The sequence below is a fragment of the Hwangdonia sp. genome (assembly GCF_048381975.1).
In the GTDB taxonomy this organism is placed as follows: Bacteria; Bacteroidota; Bacteroidia; order Flavobacteriales; family Flavobacteriaceae; genus Hwangdonia; species Hwangdonia seohaensis.
On sequence record NZ_JBLWYT010000001.1, the window covers coordinates 515,103 to 537,883 of the forward strand.

The 22,781-nt window shown below is 37.4% G+C and carries 17 protein-coding genes; 9 read left to right on the plus strand and 8 right to left on the minus strand.

The genetic code is table 11. The annotated features are described in order from the left end of the window. Positions 1–67: 67 nt before the first annotated feature. Positions 68–2,434 carry a sodium-translocating pyrophosphatase gene (locus tag ACN5J7_RS02240; protein ID WP_418602492.1) on the plus strand — a complete coding sequence of 789 codons (2,367 nt, stop codon included), beginning with the start codon at positions 68–70 and terminating at the stop codon, positions 2,432–2,434. 80 nt (positions 2,435–2,514) lie between these two features. Here the strand turns inward: ACN5J7_RS02240 and ACN5J7_RS02245 are convergent, their stop codons facing one another. The 4 genes from ACN5J7_RS02245 to ACN5J7_RS02260 form a co-directional block, all read right to left on the minus strand. Then, positions 2,515–3,129, minus strand: a complete 615-nt coding sequence (locus ACN5J7_RS02245) for a deoxynucleoside kinase (RefSeq protein ID WP_418602494.1) — start codon at positions 3,127–3,129, stop codon at positions 2,515–2,517. Between the two features lie 3 nt (positions 3,130–3,132). Further along, the gene (locus ACN5J7_RS02250) at positions 3,133–3,927 is read right to left on the minus strand and encodes a hypothetical protein (protein ID WP_418602495.1); all 795 of its coding nucleotides are present in this window, start codon (positions 3,925–3,927) and stop codon (positions 3,133–3,135) included. A gap of 122 nt (positions 3,928–4,049) precedes the next feature. Next, a complete protein-coding gene (locus tag ACN5J7_RS02255) occupies positions 4,050–4,733 on the minus strand; it encodes a response regulator transcription factor (protein ID WP_418602496.1) in 684 nt (227 codons plus the stop codon). Further along, a complete protein-coding gene (locus ACN5J7_RS02260; RefSeq protein WP_418602497.1) occupies positions 4,726–6,192 on the minus strand; it encodes a sensor histidine kinase in 1,467 nt (488 codons plus the stop codon). Before ACN5J7_RS02260 ends, ACN5J7_RS02255 begins: the two co-directional genes overlap by 8 nt. A 150-nt stretch (positions 6,193–6,342) precedes the next feature. On the opposite strand from ACN5J7_RS02260, the gene ACN5J7_RS02265 reads away from it, so the two are divergent. From ACN5J7_RS02265 to ACN5J7_RS02275, 3 genes are all read left to right on the plus strand, one after another. Continuing rightward, positions 6,343–7,170, plus strand: coding sequence for a GLPGLI family protein (locus tag ACN5J7_RS02265; RefSeq protein WP_311939095.1), 828 nt, complete (start codon positions 6,343–6,345; stop codon positions 7,168–7,170). Positions 7,171–7,254: 84 nt separating this feature from the next. Continuing rightward, positions 7,255–8,127, plus strand: coding sequence for a GLPGLI family protein (locus tag ACN5J7_RS02270; protein WP_418602498.1), 873 nt, complete (start codon positions 7,255–7,257; stop codon positions 8,125–8,127). 31 nt (positions 8,128–8,158) lie between these two features. After that, on the plus strand, positions 8,159–10,897 hold the full coding sequence (locus ACN5J7_RS02275; RefSeq protein ID WP_418602499.1) for a carboxypeptidase regulatory-like domain-containing protein: 2,739 nt from the start codon (positions 8,159–8,161) through the stop codon (positions 10,895–10,897). Between the two features lie 254 nt (positions 10,898–11,151). Here ACN5J7_RS02275 and ACN5J7_RS02280 read toward each other — a convergent pair whose 3' ends face one another. The 4 genes from ACN5J7_RS02280 to metK all read right to left on the minus strand — a co-directional run bounded on the left by ACN5J7_RS02280 (position 11,152) and on the right by metK (position 15,225). Continuing rightward, complete coding sequence (locus ACN5J7_RS02280) at positions 11,152–12,288, minus strand: hypothetical protein (RefSeq protein ID WP_418602500.1); 1,137 nt, start codon at positions 12,286–12,288, stop codon at positions 11,152–11,154. Positions 12,289–12,290: 2 nt separating this feature from the next. After that, entirely contained in the window at positions 12,291–13,064 is a 774-nt protein-coding gene (locus tag ACN5J7_RS02285; RefSeq protein ID WP_418602501.1) for a DUF5995 family protein, read from the minus strand. 265 nt (positions 13,065–13,329) lie between these two features. Further along, positions 13,330–13,833: a hypothetical protein gene (locus tag ACN5J7_RS02290; protein ID WP_311939104.1), complete on the minus strand. Its 504-nt coding sequence runs from the start codon at positions 13,831–13,833 to the stop codon at positions 13,330–13,332. Between the two features lie 138 nt (positions 13,834–13,971). After that, positions 13,972–15,225: a methionine adenosyltransferase gene (gene metK, locus ACN5J7_RS02295; protein WP_311939106.1), complete on the minus strand. Its 1,254-nt coding sequence runs from the start codon at positions 15,223–15,225 to the stop codon at positions 13,972–13,974. A gap of 652 nt (positions 15,226–15,877) precedes the next feature. On the opposite strand from metK, the gene ilvD reads away from it, so the two are divergent. The 5 genes from ilvD (at position 15,878) to ilvA (ending at position 22,781) form a co-directional block, all read left to right on the plus strand. After that, a complete protein-coding gene (ilvD, locus tag ACN5J7_RS02300) occupies positions 15,878–17,563 on the plus strand; it encodes a dihydroxy-acid dehydratase (RefSeq protein WP_418602502.1) in 1,686 nt (561 codons plus the stop codon). A 9-nt stretch (positions 17,564–17,572) separates the two neighbouring features. Beyond that, positions 17,573–19,306: a biosynthetic-type acetolactate synthase large subunit gene (gene ilvB, locus ACN5J7_RS02305; RefSeq protein ID WP_418602504.1), complete on the plus strand. Its 1,734-nt coding sequence runs from the start codon at positions 17,573–17,575 to the stop codon at positions 19,304–19,306. Between the two features lie 122 nt (positions 19,307–19,428). Then, on the plus strand, positions 19,429–19,962 hold the full coding sequence (gene ilvN, locus ACN5J7_RS02310) for an acetolactate synthase small subunit (protein ID WP_311939112.1): 534 nt from the start codon (positions 19,429–19,431) through the stop codon (positions 19,960–19,962). An 18-nt stretch (positions 19,963–19,980) separates the two neighbouring features. Then, complete coding sequence (gene ilvC, locus ACN5J7_RS02315; protein ID WP_311939114.1) at positions 19,981–21,456, plus strand: ketol-acid reductoisomerase; 1,476 nt, start codon at positions 19,981–19,983, stop codon at positions 21,454–21,456. A gap of 59 nt (positions 21,457–21,515) precedes the next feature. Beyond that, positions 21,516–22,781 (plus strand): threonine ammonia-lyase IlvA, encoded by a 1,266-nt coding sequence (ilvA, locus tag ACN5J7_RS02320; protein ID WP_418602505.1) that lies wholly within the window; start codon positions 21,516–21,518, stop codon positions 22,779–22,781.

Here is a 22,781-nt window from a genome sequence, read left to right on the forward strand (position 1 = left end):
TCACTTATATTTTCCTATTTTTAGCCCCGTTAAAAAAATATTAACTAAATAAACTAACTGAATAAATATGGAATTAATAGTAAATTTTTTACCCGCTTTTGGTGTTTTGGCACTGGTGTTTGTATTAATAAAAAGTGGCTGGGTTTCAAAACAAGAAGTGGGAGATGCTAAAATGGCCAGAATTGCAAAAAACATTGCAGACGGTGCCATGGCATTCCTAAAAGCAGAATACAAAGTTTTAGCAATTTTCGTGGTTGCAGTAGCTATCTTATTGTTTTTTAAAGGGAATAATGAAGTGGGTTCAAACTGGATGGTAGCCATATCGTTTATAGTTGGCGCTATTTGTTCGGCGTTGGCTGGATTTATTGGAATGAAGGTTGCAACCAAGGCCAATGTTAGAACCACACAAGCGGCAAGAACATCATTGGGAAGAGCCTTAGAAGTGGCTTTTGCAGGTGGTGCTGTAATGGGATTGGGCGTTGTTGGTTTAGGTATATTAGGATTAAGTGGCTTATTTATGGTATATCAAATGATGTGGCCAGGAGCAGATAATATTCCAATGGTACTAAACGTACTTTCCGGGTTTTCATTAGGTGCATCTTCAATAGCTTTATTTGCTCGTGTTGGTGGCGGTATTTATACCAAAGCAGCCGATGTTGGTGCAGACTTGGTTGGTAAAGTAGAAGCAGGTATTCCAGAAGATCATCCATTGAATCCTGCTACAATTGCAGATAACGTTGGTGATAACGTTGGTGATGTTGCCGGAATGGGTGCCGATTTATTTGAATCGTATGTAGGTTCTATTATAGGTACCATGGTATTGGGAGCTATAATCATAACACCTAATTTTGATGGTTTAGGTGCTGTGTATTTACCATTGGTACTCGGAGCTGTAGGAATTATAATGTCAATTATAGGAACCTTCTTCGTGAAAGTAAAAGATGGTGGGAATCCGCAAACAGCATTAAATATTGGTGAATTTGGTTCAGCGGGATTAATGGCTGTTGCGACTTACTTTTTAATTCAAGAATTTATTCCCGAAACATTTAACTTAAATGGCGTAGAGTATACCTCTATTGGTGTTTTTATTGCTGTAATCGCTGGTTTAATCGCTGGTTTAGCTGTAGGTAAAATAACTGAATACTACACAGCTACAGGTAAAAAACCTGTAATGTCTATTGTTAAGCAATCTGAAACCGGATCGGCTACAAACATTATTGCTGGATTGGGTGTTGGTATGATGAGTACAGCAATTCCTATCTTGTTAATTGCTGCAGCTATTATCGTGTCTCACCATTTTGCTGGGTTATACGGCATCGCAATTGCGGCTGTAGGGATGTTGGCAAACACAGGAATTCAATTAGCGGTTGATGCTTATGGACCAATTTGTGATAATGCTGGCGGTATTGCTGAAATGGCAGAATTACCTAGTGAAGTTCGAGAACGTACAGATAAATTAGATGCTGTTGGTAATACAACTGCAGCTGTAGGTAAAGGTTTTGCTATTGCTTCGGCAGCCTTAACAGCTTTGGCGCTATTTGCTGCATTTATGCAAACAGCAGGTGTTACTGCAATTGATGTATCGCAACCTAAAATTATGGCTGGATTATTAGTTGGTGGTATGTTGCCGTTTGTGTTTTCAGCCTTATCTATGAATGCCGTTGGTAGAGCTGCTATGGCAATGATTGAAGAGGTTCGTCGCCAGTTTAGGGATATTCCAGAGCTTAAAGCGGCATTAGGTATTATGAGAAAGTATGATTCAGACATGTCAAAGGCTAGTGATGCGGATAGAGCTATTTTTGATGCTGCAGATGGTGTTGCAGACTACGGAAAATGTATCGATATTTCAACCAAGGCATCGATTAAAGAAATGGTGTTACCAGGTTTATTGGCAATCGCTGTTCCTGTGGCCGTTGGATTTATTGGAGGCGCAGAAATGTTAGGAGGCCTTCTTGCCGGTGTAACGACTTGTGGTGTGCTTATGGCTATTTTCCAATCGAATGCTGGAGGTGCTTGGGATAACGCTAAGAAAACCATTGAAGAAGAAGGTCGTAAAGGAACAGAGGCTCACAAAGCGGCTGTTGTTGGTGATACCGTTGGTGATCCTTTTAAAGATACGTCTGGACCATCATTAAACATCCTTTTAAAATTAATGTCTGTTGTCGCATTGGTTATCGCGCCTAGTATCGCCATAACTACCGATGGTGTTGCAGCCTATTCCGAAGAAAAAGAGGCTACGGAATTAGTGGCTCAAAATATTTCAAAAGAAATTAAAGTAGAAATGAATGAAGTTGAAACTGGCGTTTTTAAAGCAGTTGTAACTACCGTTATCAACAAAAATGGTGAGAAAACGACCAATTATGAAACGTTTGAAGGTACTGAAGCCGAAGTAAAACAAGCGGTTTCAAATTTGAAGAAAGCAGATAATAGTTAATTATAATATTCCTTATAATAACAAAAAAAACCACATCAATCGATGTGGTTTTTTCGTTATAAAATATCTAAATAATTCTTTTAAAAAAGCCCATTAATTTCAGCTTCCACTTTATTGATAATGTAACCTAAATCTTCGGGATTCGAAACAAAATCCAATTGATCGACATCAATAATAAGCAAATTGCCTTTATCGTATTTTGATGTCCAAGCTTCGTAACGCTCGTTTAATCTGCTTAGGTAATCAATACTTATGGAGTTTTCGTAATCGCGACCGCGTTTATGGATTTGATCCACTAAATTAGAGATGGAACTGCGCAAATAAATAAGCAAATCCGGCCCTTGTACAAACGATTCCATAAGTTCAAATAGCGATGAGTAATTCTCAAAATCACGATTGGTCATTAAGCCCATGGCATGTAAATTGGGGGCAAAAATATGCGCATCTTCGTAAATGGTGCGGTCTTGAATAATGTCTTTTCCGCTTTCACGGATTTGAGCCACTTGACGAAATCTGCTGTTTAAAAAATACACCTGCAGGTTAAAGCTCCAGCGTTCCATTTGATTGTAAAAATCGTCTAAATACGGATTGTCCACAACGTCTTCAAGCTGCGCTTCCCATTTATAATGTTTTGCCAATAATTTTGTAAGCGTTGTTTTTCCCGCGCCAATGTTTCCTGCAATTGCAACGTGCATAATTTAATCTTTTATTAGTTGGTATTCATGAAGAAATTCATTGTCGTAAAGATACAAGCTTCCTCTGTTTAGTAAAAACTGATTTATTAACAATTTTGGTGTTTCAATCGGGGAAATAACCTGACTGTTTTTTGGTAAATAGTACAAGCTTTTATCGTTGGATTGAAGCACTATGTTGCCATAATTTAAAGCCATGGCTATATAGTTTTTATTTTCGATTTTATAAATAAGACTACCATAGGCATCGTATTTATACAAGTACTTTTCTGTAAGCAACCAGCAATAGGTATAGCTGCTTACAAGCTGAATTACAAGCGACTGCACGGGGAGTGCTTTTGCCCAAACCTCTCCGGTTTTATAGTTGAAAAGCTCTAATTGTTGCAAATCCTGATTGAAAACCCAAAGTTTGCTGCCAAAACCTGTAGAAACATGCGATATATTTTTATACGGTTTTATGGTGTTGAAATCGATTTTATCCATTTCGGAAAACCGATTGTCTAAAACCACAATCGTATTAAAGTTTTTGTAAAAGACTTTGATTTTTAAAGGACTAAAAGCATCAACCGATGTGATGTCGCCCAATTGTACGTTGCTGTAATTATAAATAATAGCGTCTTTATGCTTTCTAAATAACGTGTTGTTATCGATGTATTTAATGACTTCGAAATTGCTGACTTTATCAACGGAAATTATGCTTTCTGCTTTAAGCTCAATTTTTTTAACGAATGTTGTTTTAATCGTTTTTTGTGGAAACGCGACTGTGGAAACAAAAAAGAAAAAGAAGGGTATTAATCTCATTAATTTAAACTGAACAAACCTTAAGCAATCATAAAAGAAGTAAAGTTCGTTTCTGCATTTTATCCTAAATACCCATTATGGGTTTTCATTGTATTCGGAAAAATACAAAAATCAAACCACATTCAGCAAATTAGTTTATATCCAAACCCACGAACATTTAAAATTTGAATGCTTTCGTCTTGATTTAGTTTTTTGCGAAGTTTGGTTATAAAAACATCCATACTTCTCGCCGAGAAAAAATCATCATTACCCCAAAGTTTTTTCAGAATTACAGACCGATTTAAAACCGCGTTTTGGTTTTTTATTAAATGAAACAATAAGTGCGCTTCGCGGTGAGTTAATTGCACGGGTTCTTCACTTTTAAATTGCAGTATTTGCTTGGGGAAATTAAAGGTATAGTGCCCAATTTTTAAGAGTTCCACGGTTTTTTGAAGCTCGGTTCTACGCAATAAATTATTGATTCTAACAATTAACTCTTCTATGCTAAAAGGCTTTTTTAAATAGTCGTTTCCGCCAATGTTAAAGCCTTCAACCACATCTTGGGTTTGCGATTTTGCGGTTAAAAATATAATAGGAATGCTATCGTCAATCGTTCTAATGTCTTTGGCTAAAGTAAACCCGTCTTTTTTTGGCATCATTACATCCAAAACCAACAACTCGGGACTTTCATTTTTATACACCTCGAAAGCCTTTTCGCCATTTTCGCATAACAGCACATTAAAGTTTCGGGTTTCTAAACTTTCTTTTATAATTTGCCCTAAAGCTTGCTCGTCCTCCGCTAAAAGTATGGTTGTGGGCTTAGTCATTTGGGAACGTAATTTTAAAAGTGGTTTGGTTGTTTTCTAAATTTAAGTGAATGGTACCACCGTGTTTTTCTGCAATTTTTTTGGCATAATACAAGCCAATTCCAAAACCTTTTACATCGTGGGTATTGCCTTTTGGTACGCGATAAAATTTTTCAAAAATCTTTTCTTTATTTGCTTTCGTTAACGTGTTCCCATCATCTGAAACAGATACCGTAAAAGCAATGGCATTTTGGGATAAATCAATATTAATCGTGTTTCCACCGTATTTAATGGCGTTATCTAAAACGTTGTTTATGGCATTTTCAAAATGAAAGGCATCAATTTTGGCGGTAACTTTATCCGAAGTCGCTTTAAAATGTATCGATTTCTCGGTTTGTATTTTATGCTTGTCAACTATGGTTTGCAATATATCCGCAATATGGCAATGGTCTTTTTCAAGTGTTAAACTATCGCTATCTAAAGTGGCGGTTTCCAGTAGTTTTTCAACCATAATATTGAGTTTGGACAATTGATTGTTAGACATGTCCAAATAGGATTTTGTCTTCTCTTTATCATCAATAACATTAAAGTTTTTAATGCTTTCAATGGCAACACCAATAGTCGCAATTGGGGTTTTAAACTCGTGGGTAATATTGCTGATTAAATCGTTTTTTACTTCGGCCAATTGCTTTTGGTTTTTAATGATTTTTAAAAGATACAGCAAGCAACCAATAACGGCCAAAACAAGAAAGGTAGATATTAAGATACTAAGTGCGCTTCTTTTTAATATGATTTTTGTGGCGTTCGGATAAGCAATTTCTAAACTTTCATTTTGCTTTAAAAAGGTCGATTTAGAATTTGTTTTTAAATAATCGGGGCTTTCAATTGCGGTATTAAAGGTGTTAAAAACACGGTCGTTTTTATAATGTTTTAATGCAAAATTGATGTTTAACTGTTTTCTTTCAAACTCATTTTTTATAATGGGATTGAGCTTTTTAAAATCTAAAGTATCATTTTGAATGGATATAAAAATAGAAGTAATGCCTTTTACGAGTTTTAGGCTATCGGCGGCTTTTTTGCCTTTTATAACCTTAATTTGTTTGATGTGGTTTTCGGCTTTCGAAAAAGCAAAACCGCTATCGGAACCTTTAATTTGTGTAAAGCCCGAAATTTCTTTATCACTGTCGCCTCTATAATCTTCTTGTATTTTTCTGAAAATAGAATCGTTGTGTAACCCATTCAACCGGTTTTTAAAATTTAAGCTATCCGTTTCAATGTCTATAAAAGTCATTTGGTTCGCTTCGGCAAGATCGGAATAATAGGTGTCCAAAGCGTTATCAAAACCAACCTGTACTTGATTTATAAAATTCTGTTTGTTCTGTAAATAATTTTTGTAATTCCAATAACATTGCACAACTATGGTTAGCAATATAGTGGTAACAATTAAATATAAAATCCATTTATATTTCTTCTCATTCATATTTCAAAAGTAAGAGTTAAACCGTTACAAAACCAATGGGTTAACACACGTTAACACTCGTTAACTATAAAAAGCCCATATAGTTTTCATATTTGTACTTCATCAATCAAAAAACGAACAGTAATCAATTTTATTAAAAAAAGATATTATATGAAAACAATTATGAAATGCATTTTTATGGTATTTACTTTGGTGGTAGCAAAAGGAAATGCGCAAGATTTTCAGGGTGTGGCCACCTACAAATCGCACAGAAAAGTGGACTTAAAAATGAACGACGAGAACACGAATGCAGAAATGCAAAAGCAAATTCAAGAGCAATTGCGAAAACAGTTTCAGCAAGAATACACATTAACGTTTAATAAAAACGAATCGATTTATAAGCGTAATGAAAAGTTAGAGGCACCATCGTTGGCAAATTCTGGGGCTCAATTTAAAATTAAAATTTCCCAGGGATCCGATGTTATGTACAAAAACGTAAAAGAAAACAGATACACCAATAAAACAGAAATTTACGGAAAGCAGTTTTTAATAAAAGACACGCTAAGCAACCGAAAATGGGAATTGGTAAACGAAACCAAAAACATTGGCGATTACACTTGTTTTAAGGCGGTTTTTAAAGATGATTATACCACACAAACATTTAATGAGAAAGGTGAAACAGAAGAAGTAACCAAAGACCGGACCACCACGGTTTGGTACACACCGCAAATTCCCATTAATAATGGGCCAGATGATTTTTATGGGCTTCCCGGGTTGATTTTAGAAGTTAACGATGGCGATCTAACCTTGGTTTGCAGCAAGATTGTAATAAACCCAAAAACGCCTCTAAAAATTGAAGAACCCACAAAGGGAAAAGAAGTCACCCAAGCAAAATTTGAAGAGATTATGGAGAAAAAATCCAAAGAAATGTTGGAGCAATTTCGGTCCAGAAGAGGTAGGGACGATGGCGAAAGAGTTATGATTAGAGTTGGCGGATAAATAAACGGATGGCCGTATTAAACCATAGTGATTTTTAGTAGTCTTATAGATGTTATTTAATATCTAACCAAAAGACTTTATAAAATGAAAATCACTGATTTTTTTAAATATGCTATTTCTAGTTTAATCCTGTTTGTTGGCGTTTTCGCTTTTGCCCAAAACGACTTTCAAGGTAAGGCGTACTACATGTCGAAAACCTCTATCGATATGGATAATTTTGGGCGACCCGGAATGAGCGAAGAACAAAAAAAGCAAATAGCAGAACGCATGAAAAGCATGCTTGAAAGAACATACGTATTAACCTTTAATAAAACAGAATCCATTTATAAAGAAGAAGAAAAGTTGGAAGCTCCCGGTCAAGGTCAAGGAGGCCGATTTAGAGGGATGATGTCAAGTTTTACAGGTGGCGACCAATACAAAAACGTTAAGGAAAAAGCGTTTTTTCAAGATCAAGAATTGTTCGGGAAACAGTTTTTAATAAAAGATTCTTTACCCCAAATAAATTGGGTAACGGGTAGCGAAACAAAACAAATAGGACAGTACATGTGTTTTAAGGCCACGGCGACAATTGCAGATTCAAGTTTCGATTTTACAAGATTTAGAAGACCGCGGGAAAGCAGAACCAATGCGCAAGATTCAACCCAAACCAAAGAGCCAGAAACCAACGATTCTGAGAAGTTAATTCAGGTTGAAGCATGGTATACACTTCAAATTCCAATCAGCCAAGGCCCAGGTGAATATTGGGGACTTCCCGGTTTAATTTTAGAAGTAAGCGCAGGGAGAACCACCGTTTTATGTTCAAAAATAGTGATGAATCCCAGTGAAAAAGATGCCATTAAAAAACCTTCAAAAGGAAAGGAAGTCACCAAGGTGGAATATCAGGAAATCTTAGAAAAGAAAATGGAGGAATTACGCGAAAACTTTAGAGGACGAGGTCGAGGCGGAAGAAGAGGGTAACATCATAAATTAACCAATCAAGAAACACTTAATGAAATTAAAAATAACCACGCTATTTATTTTAATAGCAAGCTCAGCTTTTGCCCAGATAAAATTAGAAGGCGTTGTAAAAGACAGTATAGGCAATCCGCTTGAATTGGCCAATGTGATAGCCATAAATCAAGAAACCCAAGCTTTGGAATCTTACGGTATTACCAATGATGACGGGCGTTATAAATTAAATTTAGAAAAAAATACGACCTATAGTTTACAAGTAAGTTATATAGGCATGAAGGCTTTTAAGGAAACCATTTCCACCAAAGAAGCGGATCTTGTTAAAAATGTTTCCATGATGCCGGACAATGCTTTGGACGCTGTTGAGCTCACTTACGAAATGCCGGTAACGGTAAAAGGGGATACTTTAATTTACAATGCTGATTCGTTTAAAACGGGCACGGAACGAAAACTAGAAGATGTTTTGGAAAAATTACCAGGTGTAGAAATTAATGACGATGGGCAAGTAGAAGTAGAAGGTAAAGTGGTTAATAAACTTATGGTTAACGGAAAGGATTTCTTTGATGGCGACACTAAATTGGCCACCAAAAATATCCCGTCAAATGCTGTGGATAAAGTGCAGGTATTACGAAATTATTCCGAGGTTGGTCAGTTAAGAAGCGTTACAAATAATCAAGATAATGTCGCTATAAATATCAAACTTAAAGAAGGTAAAGAAAATTTTTGGTTTGGTAATATTACAGCTGGCGGTGGCGAATCGCCAGACAACGAACTCTATTTAGTGCAGCCCAAACTGTTTTATTACAGTCCCGAGTTCAGTCTTAATTTTATTGGCGATTTAAATAACACGGGAGATTTGGCATTAACACGTCGCGACCTTCGCGGATTTGGAGGTGGTTTTAGGGCTCCGAGCAGAGGCAGCGGAACCAGCATTAATTTGGGTGATAACGGACTTAATTTTTTAACAAGCCAAAACAATGCGCTCGAAATCGAAAACAAATTAGCGGCTTCAAACTTTAGCTATTCACCTAAAAAAACACTCGATTTAAGCGGTTTTGCAATTTACAACAGTAGCCGAATATCATCGAAAGAAACAAGTTTTGTACAATACACCGATGCCGATTTGGGCATTCCTGATGAGGCCACCGAGCAAAGTAGTAAAGAACGTTCCAATCAAGGATTAGCCAAATTAAGTGCGTCTTACAAACCCAATTTAAACAACCAATTGGATTACGATATTTTGGCGCGTTTTTCTAAAGATGAACAAAATCAAAACCTGTTTTCTTCGGTTGTGGGCAATACAAATCAGTTGGATGAGGTTACGCCATTCAGTATAAATCAAAACCTGAATTATTATTACACACTTAACGATACCAATATTTTTGCTTTTGAAGCACAGCATTTAATAAAAAACGAAGACCCATTTTACAATGCATTACTGGTTAACGACCCCAATAATAACGATGAAATAGATCCAAACGATAGAGATGCCTTTGATACAACGGCACAAGCCATGGGTTTTAATACCATGTTAAATAATTACGATTTGGCCCAAGATAGACACATAAAATCCAATCAGCTTGATGCCAAATTGGATTATTACAATATCCTCAATGCAAAAAGCAATATCAATTTTACTTTGGGAACAATTTTGAGCCGACAGGAATTCAACTCCAGTATTTTTCAATTTTTAGACGATAATACACAATTTAAACCCACGCCAACCTTTAATAACGGTCGCGCCACAAACGATACCGATTACAATTTTACCGATGTGTATTTAGGCGTTCATTATACATTAAAAACCGGTAAGTTCACCATAACTCCAGGGTTTTCCGTGCATGCTTACGGTAATAAAAACAGTCAGTTTGGAGAAACCTTTAAAAACAACTTTTTGAAGTTTTTACCAGATTTCGAAACCCGTATTCAATTTAAAAAGAGCGAAAGCTTAACCCTGCGTTATACTATGCAAAATCAATTTACCGATGTTACGCGATTAGCACAGGGCTTGGTGTTTAACAATTACAACAGCATTCAGTTTGGCGAACCCGATTTGCAAAATGCCCTATCGCACAATGTAAGCTTGTTTTACAGCAGCTTCAATATGTTTAATTACACCAATGTTTTTGGGCGTCTTTCCTATTCAAAAAATATCGACCAGATTAGAGGCTTAACAGATTTTGAAAACGTGATTAGAACCAGCACCTTTTTCAACTCAAATTTTGCCGACGAAAGTGTATCGGCAAACGGACGCATACAGCGCACCTTTGGTAAATTAAGAGCTGGTTTATCCGCCAATTTCAACTACAGTAAAATCAATCAATTTGTACAAGGCAGGCAATCGTTAAGCGAGCGGTTTACCCAGAGTTACAACCCCGAGTTGCGCACTAATTTCAGGGAGGCACCAAACCTAAGGTTTAGGTATCGTTACAGCGTTTCCAACAACAATTTGGGCACAAGCACAACCAAGTTTATTACCAAGGCGCCATCGGTAGATTTTGATGCTTACATCTGGCAATCGGTTACTTTCAGAACCGAATATACCTATACCAATCAAAACAGCGGTTCACAGCCATCGCAATCCTTTAAAACCTGGGATGCGTCGTTGGCTTACCGAAAAGATAAAGATGCCAAATGGGAATACGAAATTAAGGCCACAAACCTATTGGATATCGACTCGCGCGTGCAAAACAGTGCCAGCAACCTCGCCGTTTATAATTCCGAAACCTTTATACAACCGCGCTTTATAACATTGCGGGTGCGTTACGAGTTATAATACAATTATATTAATTTCTTTAAGTTTAACACTTTTTATTTGGGCGTTACCACAAGGGTCGGGCTTTCGGCAGTCGCTTCCTCCTACGTCGGCGAGCTCCAACAAATGCCTCAATCCCTAACGCACATATGTGCTTGATTAAGTTTTTAAACCGAGGATTGTTTTATTTTTGTAGGGGTTCAATTAGCCATTTTGTGTACCATGGGTAGCGTCACGTTAGGCGCTAAGGCCTATTATGTTTTAGTTGTAGCGCGTTATTGTTCCTTTGGTGGATTCAAGATAATATCTCTTTTTCCTACCCAAATGTTTTCTTCATTTCTTGAAAGTTCAATGATATTCGAAAACCCTCCCGTCCGATTTAGTTTTTCGGTCATTTCTCTCGTAATTATCTTGTCTCCCTTAAACCAAGTGGCATTTATCCAATATTCTTTAAAATCTTCCCGCATGAGGGTCATGTGCACATGGGCGGGTTCTGCATTGTTTGGATAGGGCGCTGGTTTAATGGTGTGAAATCTATACTTGCCTAAATGGTTCGTTTTAGTCCATGCTCGTAAATACCCGTGTCGTACGCCATTTCCTGTTTCATTTCCTTTCTTTTCATAGCGTCCTTTGGCATTGGTGTGATAAGCATAAACGATTACATTTTTAGCAGGGCTTTTACCATCGGCTTCAAAAATTGTCCCTTCCAAAATTAGGCGTTCCTCCTCTGTACTTTCATCAGCAATGCTTGTTTCCCAACTTATGTTTGCAGGTGCTTCACCGGCTCCGCACCATTCACAGTTTGGTGTTTTTTGATGGGTTGTTGTGCGCTCTACTCGAGGCTGTTTAACCGCAATGGTTAGAAAAGTAACAAGTGTACTATCATCCGTTTTTCTCAAATCTGCAAGGAAATGTTGGTCACTTCCTGAAACGAAGTTTTTCCCCATGTGTCCCGTAAATTGTTTGAAGTGTATATCGTAAGCTTCAGGTTTGGCATTTTCAACAGTGGTATGAATATGTCTATTATCGGCTGAACTTCCATAATCACCTGGCAATATAGTTTGAACAAATACCTGCCCCTTTTCATTTGTAAAAACCTCGCCATTTAAACGAGCAGTAGATTCATCATTGGGGTTTGAAGGTTCATATTCCCCTTTTGAAGACGTATGGTACATTTGAATCTTTTGGTTTATTAGAGGCTCATTGTTTTCTTTTGACTCGAACGTAAGACATAACCATAATTTTTGTCCAACCTCGTTTTCATCACTTATTTGAACCCGGTTATTTGGTTCAAAATCTTTGAATGTTTCTAACCTTTCAAGCTCAATGTTGTTCAAAGGCAGAATATTTCTGTCTATTGAACAATGAGTATATAAGAGACTTGTCAATATTAAAGCTACAAGTTTTTTCATAGTCATTTCGTACGGTTTTTAACTACCCTTTCCAACGCTTTTATTTTATCCGATGGTTTTCCACGCTCTCCAATCCTTACTATAAAAAATATAAGGCGCACCACAATTTTATGAACGGTTATAGATTTTGATAAGGCTGCTATTTTATCGTCCCGTAAAGCCATATAGTGTTCTCTACTTTTTAATTCTTTTTGCGCCACCAACTCATTGGCAAATTTCCATGCGCCATCTCGGGCTATGCTCATGCTAAAGTTTATAAAAAAGTCATCCACCTTGTTTGCAAACTTCAAGATTTTGACTAAAGTGGGCCAAATCTTCGATAAATCTTCTTGCACTTCCTCTACTAAAGAAGCCAATACCGCATTGATTTTGTTAAAATCGGAGTGTAATGTATTAATGGATGAAGCATCCGATATTTCAGCAGCAGCAATGCCTAAATCCAAATTAATATGGGCATTCATACCAAGTAATAAGTGTTGAAGCACAATTAAACTGTTGTTGCTTGAGGCCTGAAAAGCCATGTCCCAGGATTTTGTAATGGGTTTGCCTTGTTTATAATCGGCATATGCCAACAAATACCGGTTAGCGAACAGAACATCCAGCTGTTCCATTCTTGCGTCATCATCAAAATAATTGGTGTGCAGTTTGTCTTTTACGCTAATGGTTACTTTTTGGTACAAGCAAGCAAAATACCCTAAAGTACTTTCGTCATTTCGGGAAGATTCAATAATATCTCCTAAAATGTCTATGACTTCATCAATTGTATTGGCAACCATTTTGCACCTTAAAGTTTAGAGTTTTATGGTACAATTTACATTTTTTATCGCAATGAAGTTAAAAGAAGCTGGATTTTGGTTTTAATTGATTGGACGTAACACAATCCTCATACCGCGCTTGTAATTTATCTTGGGCGCAGTCTAAGGGCTACAATCTTTGTGTTCGTGCCTCACAAAAAGATTTCTACTGCAATCGCTAACACGGAAACAAAGGTTTGATTGTTGGTCTTGCTATTACATTTTAATCGTAGGGATTTTAAAAGTGTCAATTTTCAACGTTCGTTTGAAATGCTCTTTCCGAAACATGTACATCTTTCGTTCCTCTATATTTAAAAGTGATTTTTACTAGTATGTGAGTCCAATTTTTAGGAATCTTTAGGACAATTGGAAATCTTTGTTTTACTCCAGGTCTTACAAAATAGGGTATATACTTTTTAGGTATCATTTCCCACTTGTTTTTGGAATTTAATGGAAAAACAAGTCGGGGTTTATGTTTTTTTAGCTCATTCAATTCACTGTTTTTATCAATTCCTCGAATTCGAAGTAGCATACTATCAAATTTTTGCTCTACATTACCTTTATTTTCTGCTAACGCTCCAATTTCTATAATTCTATCAGTGTTCAGTACTCCCAGATTATAAAAATCAATATCAAATTCAATACGTTGCTTATGTGTTCCTTCTCGAAAAAATTTATAGTATGTAAAAAGAGCTGCTAATACAATTAGAGTAAATTTGATTATCTCGAATATGATTTGACCTTTTTCCATGACGCTTTTTAGCTTTCGCTTAGAAATTGCTCCTTACGAATTTAGAAAAAGTTTCTGACGAAATCAAGTTTTACAAAAAACAAAAAGCCTTGTAAAACAAATTACAAGGCTTTTTAAATATTATAAAACGTTTTGGTGTTACAAACCAAAGGCTTTTTTTACTTTGTCAACATAATCCAGTTTTTCCCAAGTAAATAACTCAACGTCTAAGGTTACGCTTTCACCATTGGGTTGGGTAAAGGTTTTGGTAACGGTTTCATTTTCGCGTCCCATGTGTCCGTAAGCAGCGGTTTCGCTGTACATTGGCGCGCGTAATTTTAAGCGTTCTTCAATGGCAAATGGGCGTAAATCAAATAATTTAGAAACCTTTTCTGCAATTTCGCCATCGGTCATATTAAAAGGGCAAGTGCCATACGTGTCAATAAAAACACCCATAGGCTCAACCACCCCAATAGCGTAACTTACCTGTACCAAGATTTCATCGGCAACACCTGCGGCAACCAAGTTTTTAGCAATATGGCGTGTGGCATAAGCGGCACTTCGGTCTACCTTACTTGGGTCTTTTCCAGAAAACGCACCACCACCGTGAGCGCCTTTACCGCCATAAGTATCAACAACTATTTTACGTCCGGTTAATCCTGTATCGCCATGCGGCCCGCCAATAACAAATTTCCCGGTTGGGTTAATATGATAGGTAATACCATCATTAAACAACACTTGTATTTGCTCTGGTATTTTGGCAATTACCCGCGGTATTAAAATCTCTACGATGTCCTTTCTTATTTTGGCGAGCATAGCCTCGTCTTCATCAAACTCGTCGTGCTGTGTCGACACAACAATGGCGTCAATACGTTGCGGGACATTATCATCGCTATATTCAATGGTAACCTGACTTTTAGAATCTGGCCTTAAATAGGTGATGTCTTTGTTTTCTCTGCGCAATTCGGCAAGTTCTTTTAAAATCCGGTGCGACAAATCTAAAGCCAAAGGCATAAAGTTTTCAGTTTCTCGCGTGGCATAACCAAACATCATACCTTGGTCGCCGGCACCTTGCTCTTCTTTATTCGCTCTATCCACGCCACGGTTTATATCATCAGATTGCTCGTGAATGGCCGATAAAACACCACACGAATTGCCATCAAACATATACTCGCCTTTGGTGTAGCCGATTTTATTGATGGTCTCTCTCGCTATTTTCTGAACATCTAAATAGGTGGACGATTTTACCTCGCCAGCCAAAACAACTTGTCCCGTAGTTACTAAGGTTTCGCAAGCTACTTTCGAGTCTTTGTCGAACGCTATAAAGTTATCGATTAAAGCATCACTAATTTGGTCTGCTACCTTATCCGGGTGTCCCTCAGAAACACTTTCCGAAGTAAATAAATAAGCCATATTTTAAATTTTATTACAGATTTGACGATAGCGTCGAAGGAAGTTTACACTGCCTTTAGCATTTTTACTTGTGCTTAACCCGCTTCACCTGTATTTATTCAGGTTTTTTGCATAATTATTTGTAAAACTAGGTCTGCACAAAGAGGTTGCAATCAGTCAAATCTTTCCTCTGTTATTTGTGTTGGCAAAAGTAAAAAAATAAAAGAATATGCGAGCCGATTTTTCTTTTTTTAAGAAAAAGAATTGTCATGTAAATATTATTTACAATATTTGTGGCAACAAATGAAAAAGCAAATTTTAAATATCATTTCAATTATTATCATTGTGATTATTTCACAACGCTAGGGAATGCTATATTAAAACTTAAAATAATTTTAAAAGCCTTCCCTAAACGGAAGGCTTTTTTTATTGCATATTTTAAAGGTTTTTGAACGTCATAAAAAATACGCTCTAAAACATTGATAATCAATCTAATAAATTGGTTTTATGGGTACTGGATTTAACCATAAAATCCAGCGAAAAACAGATTTAAAAATGTAATAATTTAATTTCGTAGCCGTTTTAGGAATTTTGTTGATTTTTTAATCAAAATCTTAAATCGCAAGAATATTTATACTGAAAACAAAGTAAAGCAAAAAATTTTGCAATAAATATGAATAAACTTAATAAACATAGTAGGAGATTAACACAAGATGAATCTCAGCCAGCATCACAAGCCATGTTGTATGCCGTGGGTTTATCTGATGAAGATATGCAAAAAGCCCAAGTGGGCATTGCAAGTACAGGGTACGATGGCAACCCGTGCAACATGCACTTAAACAATTTGGCCGCAGAAGTAAAAATAGAATGCAAAATAGCCAACATGGTTGGTTTGGGCTTTAATACCATTGGGGTGAGCGATGGTATTTCAATGGGTACTTCGGGTATGAACTATTCGTTGGCGTCAAGAGATATTATTGCAGATTCTATTGAAACGGTAATGAATGCCCAAAGTTACGATGCGCTGGTTTCTGTGGTGGGTTGCGATAAAAATATGCCCGGAGCCGTTATTGCGATGCTGCGTTTAAATCGCCCATCGATAATGATGTATGGCGGTACCATAGCTTCGGGAAGTTACAAAGGTAGAAAACTAAATATCGTTTCGGCTTTTGAAGCGTTGGGACAAAAAGTGGCAGGCGAAATTGATGAGGAAGAATATAGAGACATTATAAAAAGAGCCATCCCGGGCGCAGGAGCTTGCGGCGGTATGTACACCGCAAATACCATGGCTTCGGCTATTGAATGTATGGGCTTTTCGTTGCCTTATAACTCATCTATTCCGGCTGAAAATCCAAATAAATTATCGGAAAGCGAAAGAACAGCAAGAGCCATTAAAAACTTATTGGAATTAGATTTAAAACCTTTGGATATCATTTCTAAAAAATCTATTGAAAATGCCGTTGCACTTGTTAACGCCTTAGGTGGATCAACCAATGCGGTGCTGCACTTTTTGGCTATTGCACATGCTGCGGATATTGAATTTACTTTAGAAGATTTTCAACGTGTTAGCGATAAAACACCGTTGATTGCAGATTTAAAACCATCCGGAAAATATTTAATGGAAGATGTTCACGGCATTGGTGGTACGCCCGCGGTTATGAAGTATCTGTTGGACAACGGTTATTTACATGGCGATTGTTTAACCGTTACGGGTAAAACTTTAGCTGAAAATTTAGCAGATGTTGAACCACTTAAATTTGAAGACGACCAAGATGTTATCTATCCAAAGGACAAAGCTTTGAAATCTTCAGGAAACCTACAAATTCTTTATGGAAACTTAGCCACTGAAGGTGCTGTTGCCAAAATATCAGGAAATGAAGGTTTGTTGTTTGAAGGAAAAGCGGTGGTTTACGATGGCGAACAGGCTGCGAATACGGGTATTTCAAATGGCGAAGTAGAAAAAGGCGATGTGGTTGTTATTCGCTATGTCGGCCCAAAAGGAGGTCCGGGCATGCCGGAAATGTTAAAACCAACCTCACTGATTATGGGAGCAGGCTTAGGAAAGTCGGTGGCTTTAATAACCGACGGACGTTTTTCTGGAGGAACACACGGTTTTGTGGTTGGGCATATTACACCTGAGGCACAATCTGGTGGCACAATCGGATTGATTAAAACAGGCGACAAAATTAGAATTAGCGCTGAAGACAACTCTATAAATGTGTTGTTATCAGAAGAAGAAATAGCTGAAAGAAAATCGCAATGGGTTGAACCCGAATTAAAACATAAAAAAGGAATATTGTATAAATACGCTAAAACAGTGGCATCGGCATCTCAAGGCTGTGTAACTGATGCGTTTTAATTGAAATTTATGGAAACAAAAACCATGACAAAAGCAAAATACTTAGAGCAACCAAGCGAACGCATTACAGGTAGTGAAGCGATAGTTAGAAGTTTAATAGCCGAAGGTGTTGATATTCTTTACGGATATCCCGGAGGTGCTATTATGCCAGTTTATGATGAATTGTTTAAATACAGAGATGAAATCCATCATGTATTAACACGTCACGAACAAGGTGCAGCACATGCGGCCCAAGGGTTTGCTAGAATTTCCGGACGTGTAGGAGTGGCCATGGCAACTTCCGGCCCGGGAGCAACAAATTTAATTACCGGAATCGCCGATGCGCAAATAGACTCCACACCGTTGGTTTGTATTACAGGGCAAGTGCCATCGCACTTATTAGGTAGCGATGCCTTTCAAGAAACAGATATTGTTGGTATTTCTACACCGGTTACTAAATGGAATTGTCAGGTTACAAAAGCCGCGGATATTCCCGAGGTTTTAGCCAAAGCATTTTTTATTGCAAGAAGCGGAAGACCGGGACCCGTTTTAGTCGATATTACAAAAGATGCCCAATTTGGAGAACTCGATTTTAAATATAAAAAATGTACAGGGGTACGTAGTTATATTCCGGTGCCTAAAACGAATTTAGAGGCGGTTAAAGCTGCTGCCGAATTAATCAATGCCGCTAAAAAACCCATGATTGTTTGGGGGCAAGGTGTTATTTTAGGACAAGCCGAGGCAGAACTGAAAGCGGTTGTTGAGAAAGCGGGAATTCCTGCAGCGTGGACTATTATGGGTGCTTCGGCCTTACCAACCTCACATCCATTAAATATTGGTATGGTTGGGATGCACGGTAATTATGCGCCAAATAGGTTAACCAATGAGTGCGATGTGTTAATTGCCATTGGGATGCGTTTTGATGACCGTGTTACGGGGAGTTTAGATACCTATGCCAAACAAGCTAAAGTTATTCACTTTGAAATAGACCCTGCCGAAATTAATAAAAACGTATTTGCAGACGTGGCTGTTTTGGGTAATTCCAAAGATAGTTTAGCGCAGTTATTGCCGCTATTAAACAAAAATTCGCACGAGTCATGGCATCAAGAATTTAAGGATTTATATACTATTGAATACGAAAAAGTTATAAAAGACGATCTTCATCCAACCAAAGAAGGCCTAACTATGGGTGAGGTTTTAAAGGAAATAAATATACAAAGCGAAGGTAATGCGGCCATTGTTTCAGATGTGGGCCAGCATCAAATGATTGCATGTCGCTATTCAGAATTCAACAAAACCAAAAGCAATATTACCTCAGGTGGTTTAGGTACCATGGGCTTTGCTTTACCTGCTGCCATAGGTGCAAAAATGGCTGCACCAGAGCGGGAAGTAGTAGCCATTATCGGCGATGGTGGTTATCAAATGAATATTCAAGAATTGGGGACTATCTTCCAGCAAAAAGCCGCTGTTAAAATCGTGGTTTTAAATAACGAATTTTTAGGCATGGTACGCCAGTGGCAACAGTTGTTTTTCGATAAGCGATACGCCTCTACCGAAATGATAAACCCAAACTTTGTGGCCATTGCAGAAGGTTATTACTTAAAAGCCAGAAAAGTTGTTAAGCGCGAAGATTTGGCCGAAGCCGTAAAGGAAATGATGGCATCAAAAGAGCCTTACTTCTTAGAAGTTTGCGTAGAAAAAGAAGATAACGTGTTTCCTATGATTCCTTCGGGCGCATCGGTTTCAGATATCCGTTTAAGTTAAATGAAGAATAAAGAATAAAGAAATAGAACAAAGAAAAAAGATGTTTAATGAATGAAAATAAACTTGTAGCATTGTTGAATCAGTCTATTTTCTAGCATCTATTTTCTATCATCTTAAAGAACATGAACGAAGACATAAAAACATTCACATTTTCAATATATACTGAAAATACCATCGGGTTGTTAAACCGTATCTCTGCCATTTTTCAGCGCAGACACATGAATATTGAAAGTTTAACCACATCGCAATCTGAAATTGAAGGTGTAAATAGATTTGTAATAGTTGTAAATATTACCGAGCATCAAGCAAAAAAAATAATCGGACAATTTGAAAAGCAAGTGGAGGTGATTCGTGCCTATTATCATACCGAGGATGAAACGATTTATCAAGAATCCGGTATGTTTAAAATAAAGTCCGATTTACTGTTTGAAGAGCCTCAAATTCAAAATATAATTAAAGAAAGTAACGCTAGAATTGTAACGGTAAATAAAGAGTTTTTTGTGCTGGAAAAATCTGGAAGACGACAAGAAATAGAACTGTTACGACGCGAACTGAACGCGTTTGGCATCATGCAATTTGTGCGTTCTGGCCGAATAGCCGTTACTAAAGAAGAAATGAAAATAACTGAAATGCTAAAAGCATTCAATAACCAATAATTAACAATAAAATTAAAAATGGGAAATTATTTTAACACCCTTTCATTAAGAGACAAATTAAGCCAATTGGCAAAGTGTAGATTTATGGATTCTTCAGAATTCCAAGATGGTGTAAATGCGCTAAAAGGTAAAAAAATAGTGATTGTAGGCTGTGGCGCTCAAGGTTTAAACCAAGGTTTGAACATGCGGGATTCCGGATTGGATATTTCGTATGCCTTACGTGATGCTGCCATTGCGGAAAAACGTGCATCTTTTGTAAATGCCACCGAAAACGGATTTACAGTTGGTACATACAAAGAGTTGATTCCATCAGCAGATTTGGTGCTAAATTTAACACCGGATAAGCAGCACACCAATGTGGTAAATACCGTAATGCCTTTAATGAAACAAGGGGCTACATTATCGTATTCTCACGGTTTTAATATTGTTGAAGAAGGCATGCAAATCCGTAAAGACCTTACCGTAATTATGGTGGCGCCAAAATGCCCAGGTACCGAGGTGAGAGAAGAATACAAAAGAGGATTTGGCGTACCAACCTTAATTGCGGTGCACGATGAAAACGATCCAGAAGGTAAAGGTTGGGCACAAGCAAAGGCTTACGCCGTAGCTACCGGTGGCGATAGAGCAGGTGTGTTGGCATCGTCTTTTATTGCTGAGGTTAAGAGTGATTTAATGGGTGAGCAAACCATTTTGTGTGGTTTGTTGCAAACTGGTTCTATCCTGTGTTTTGATAAAATGATTGAAAAAGGCGTAGATGCTGGTTATGCTTCAAAACTCATTCAATACGGGTGGGAAACCATTACCGAAGGTCTTAAATATGGCGGTATTACCAATATGATGGACAGACTTTCAAATCCAGCAAAAATTAAGGCTTTTGAATTGTCAGAAGAATTAAAAGAGATTATGCGTCCGTTGTTCCAAAAGCACATGGACGATATTATTGAAGGTCGTTTCTCTGCAGGTATGATGGCAGATTGGGCTAACGATGATAAAGATTTATTAGGATGGCGAGCTGAAACTGCTGAAACTGCTTTTGAAAAAACACCGGCGGGTGATGTTGAGATTTCCGAGCAAGAATATTACGATAATGGCGTGTTAATGGTCGCTATGGTTAGAGCCGGAGTAGAATTGGCTTTTGAGGCCATGACAGAGTCTGGAATTATCGATGCTTCCGCTTACTACGAGTCGCTGCACGAAACACCGCTTATTGCAAATACCATTGCCAGAAGAAAATTATACGAAATGAACAGTGTAATCTCCGATACTGCGGAGTACGGATGTTATTTGTTCGATCATGCTTGTAAGCCTTTATTAGCCGATTTTATGAAAAACGTAGATACTGATGTTATCGGTAAAACTTATGCTGCCGATAATGGTGACGGTGTTGATAACGCTCGATTAATTGAAGTTAATGCAGCTTTAAGAAATCACCCGGTTGAAAAAGTAGGTGAATTTTTAAGAGCCTCAATGACGGCTATGAAGCCTATAGTTTAATATGAAAATTCATCCTGCAAGGTTTCAAAAACCTTGTAGGTATTTTTAAAATACAATTAATGAATAAGGAGAAAACCATATATTTTCCTAATCTTAATGATATAAAGCTAGCTGCCGATACCATTAAAAACGTATCGGCAGTTACGCCTTTAAGCCTTAGTTTTAGATATTCCGATACGCATAATGCACAAGTTTATTTTAAACGCGAAGATTTGCAACAAGTCCGTTCGTATAAAATTAGAGGGGCTTATAATAAAATAAGTGCATTGTCAAAAGAAGAAGCTGAAAAAGGCGTGGTTTGTGCCAGCGCCGGAAATCATGCTCAGGGTGTTGCGCTATCTTGTAAACTATTAAAAATCAAGGGCACAATTTTTATGCCTGCACCAACGCCAAAGCAGAAAGTAGAACAGGTTAAAATGTTTGGTGGGGCATATGTTTCTATTGTTTTGGAAGGCGACACATTTGATGATGCCAATCAATTGGCCATTGCCGAATGTGAACAATTGCACAAAACCTTTATTCATCCTTTTAACGATAAAAAGGTTATTGAAGGACAGGCCACCATAGCATTGGAGATTTTAGAGCAGGCTACAGAACCTATCGATTATGTGTTTATAGCCGTTGGCGGTGGCGGATTAGCTGCAGGTTTATCAACGGTTTTTAAGCAACTGTCTCCAAAAACCAAAATTATTGGTGTTGAGCCTAAAGGCGCGCCATCTATGTCGGTTTCAATCAAAAACAATAAAAACACCACTTTAGAAAGCATTGAAAAATTCATTGACGGTGCTGCGGTTAAACGCGTTGGCGATTTAACTTTCCCGATATGTAAACAGAATCTCGATGATATGATTAGCATTCCAGAGGGTAAGGTTTGTCAGTCTATTTTAGACTTGTACAACAGAGATGCCATTGTAGTGGAACCTGCGGGTGCTTTAAGTATATCGGCGTTGGATTTTTATGCCGAAGAAATAAAAGGCAAGCACGTAGTTTGCGTTGTAAGTGGAAGCAATAACGATATTACACGAACCTCTGAAATTAAGGAGCGCGCTTTGCTTTATGCCAATTTAAAGCATTATTTCATCATTAAATTTCCGCAACGTGCCGGAGCTTTAAAAGAATTTGTAGTTGATATTTTGGGCGAAAACGACGATATTACCTATTTTCAATATGCTAAAAAAACCAATCGTGAAAACGGGTCTGCCGTGGTTGGAATTGAGTTAAAATCGTCATCAGATTTAGAGCCGTTAATCACTAAAATGAAAGCGCAAAATTTTTACGGCGATTACTTGAATAACAAACCCGATTTGTTTCAGTTTTTGGTGTAA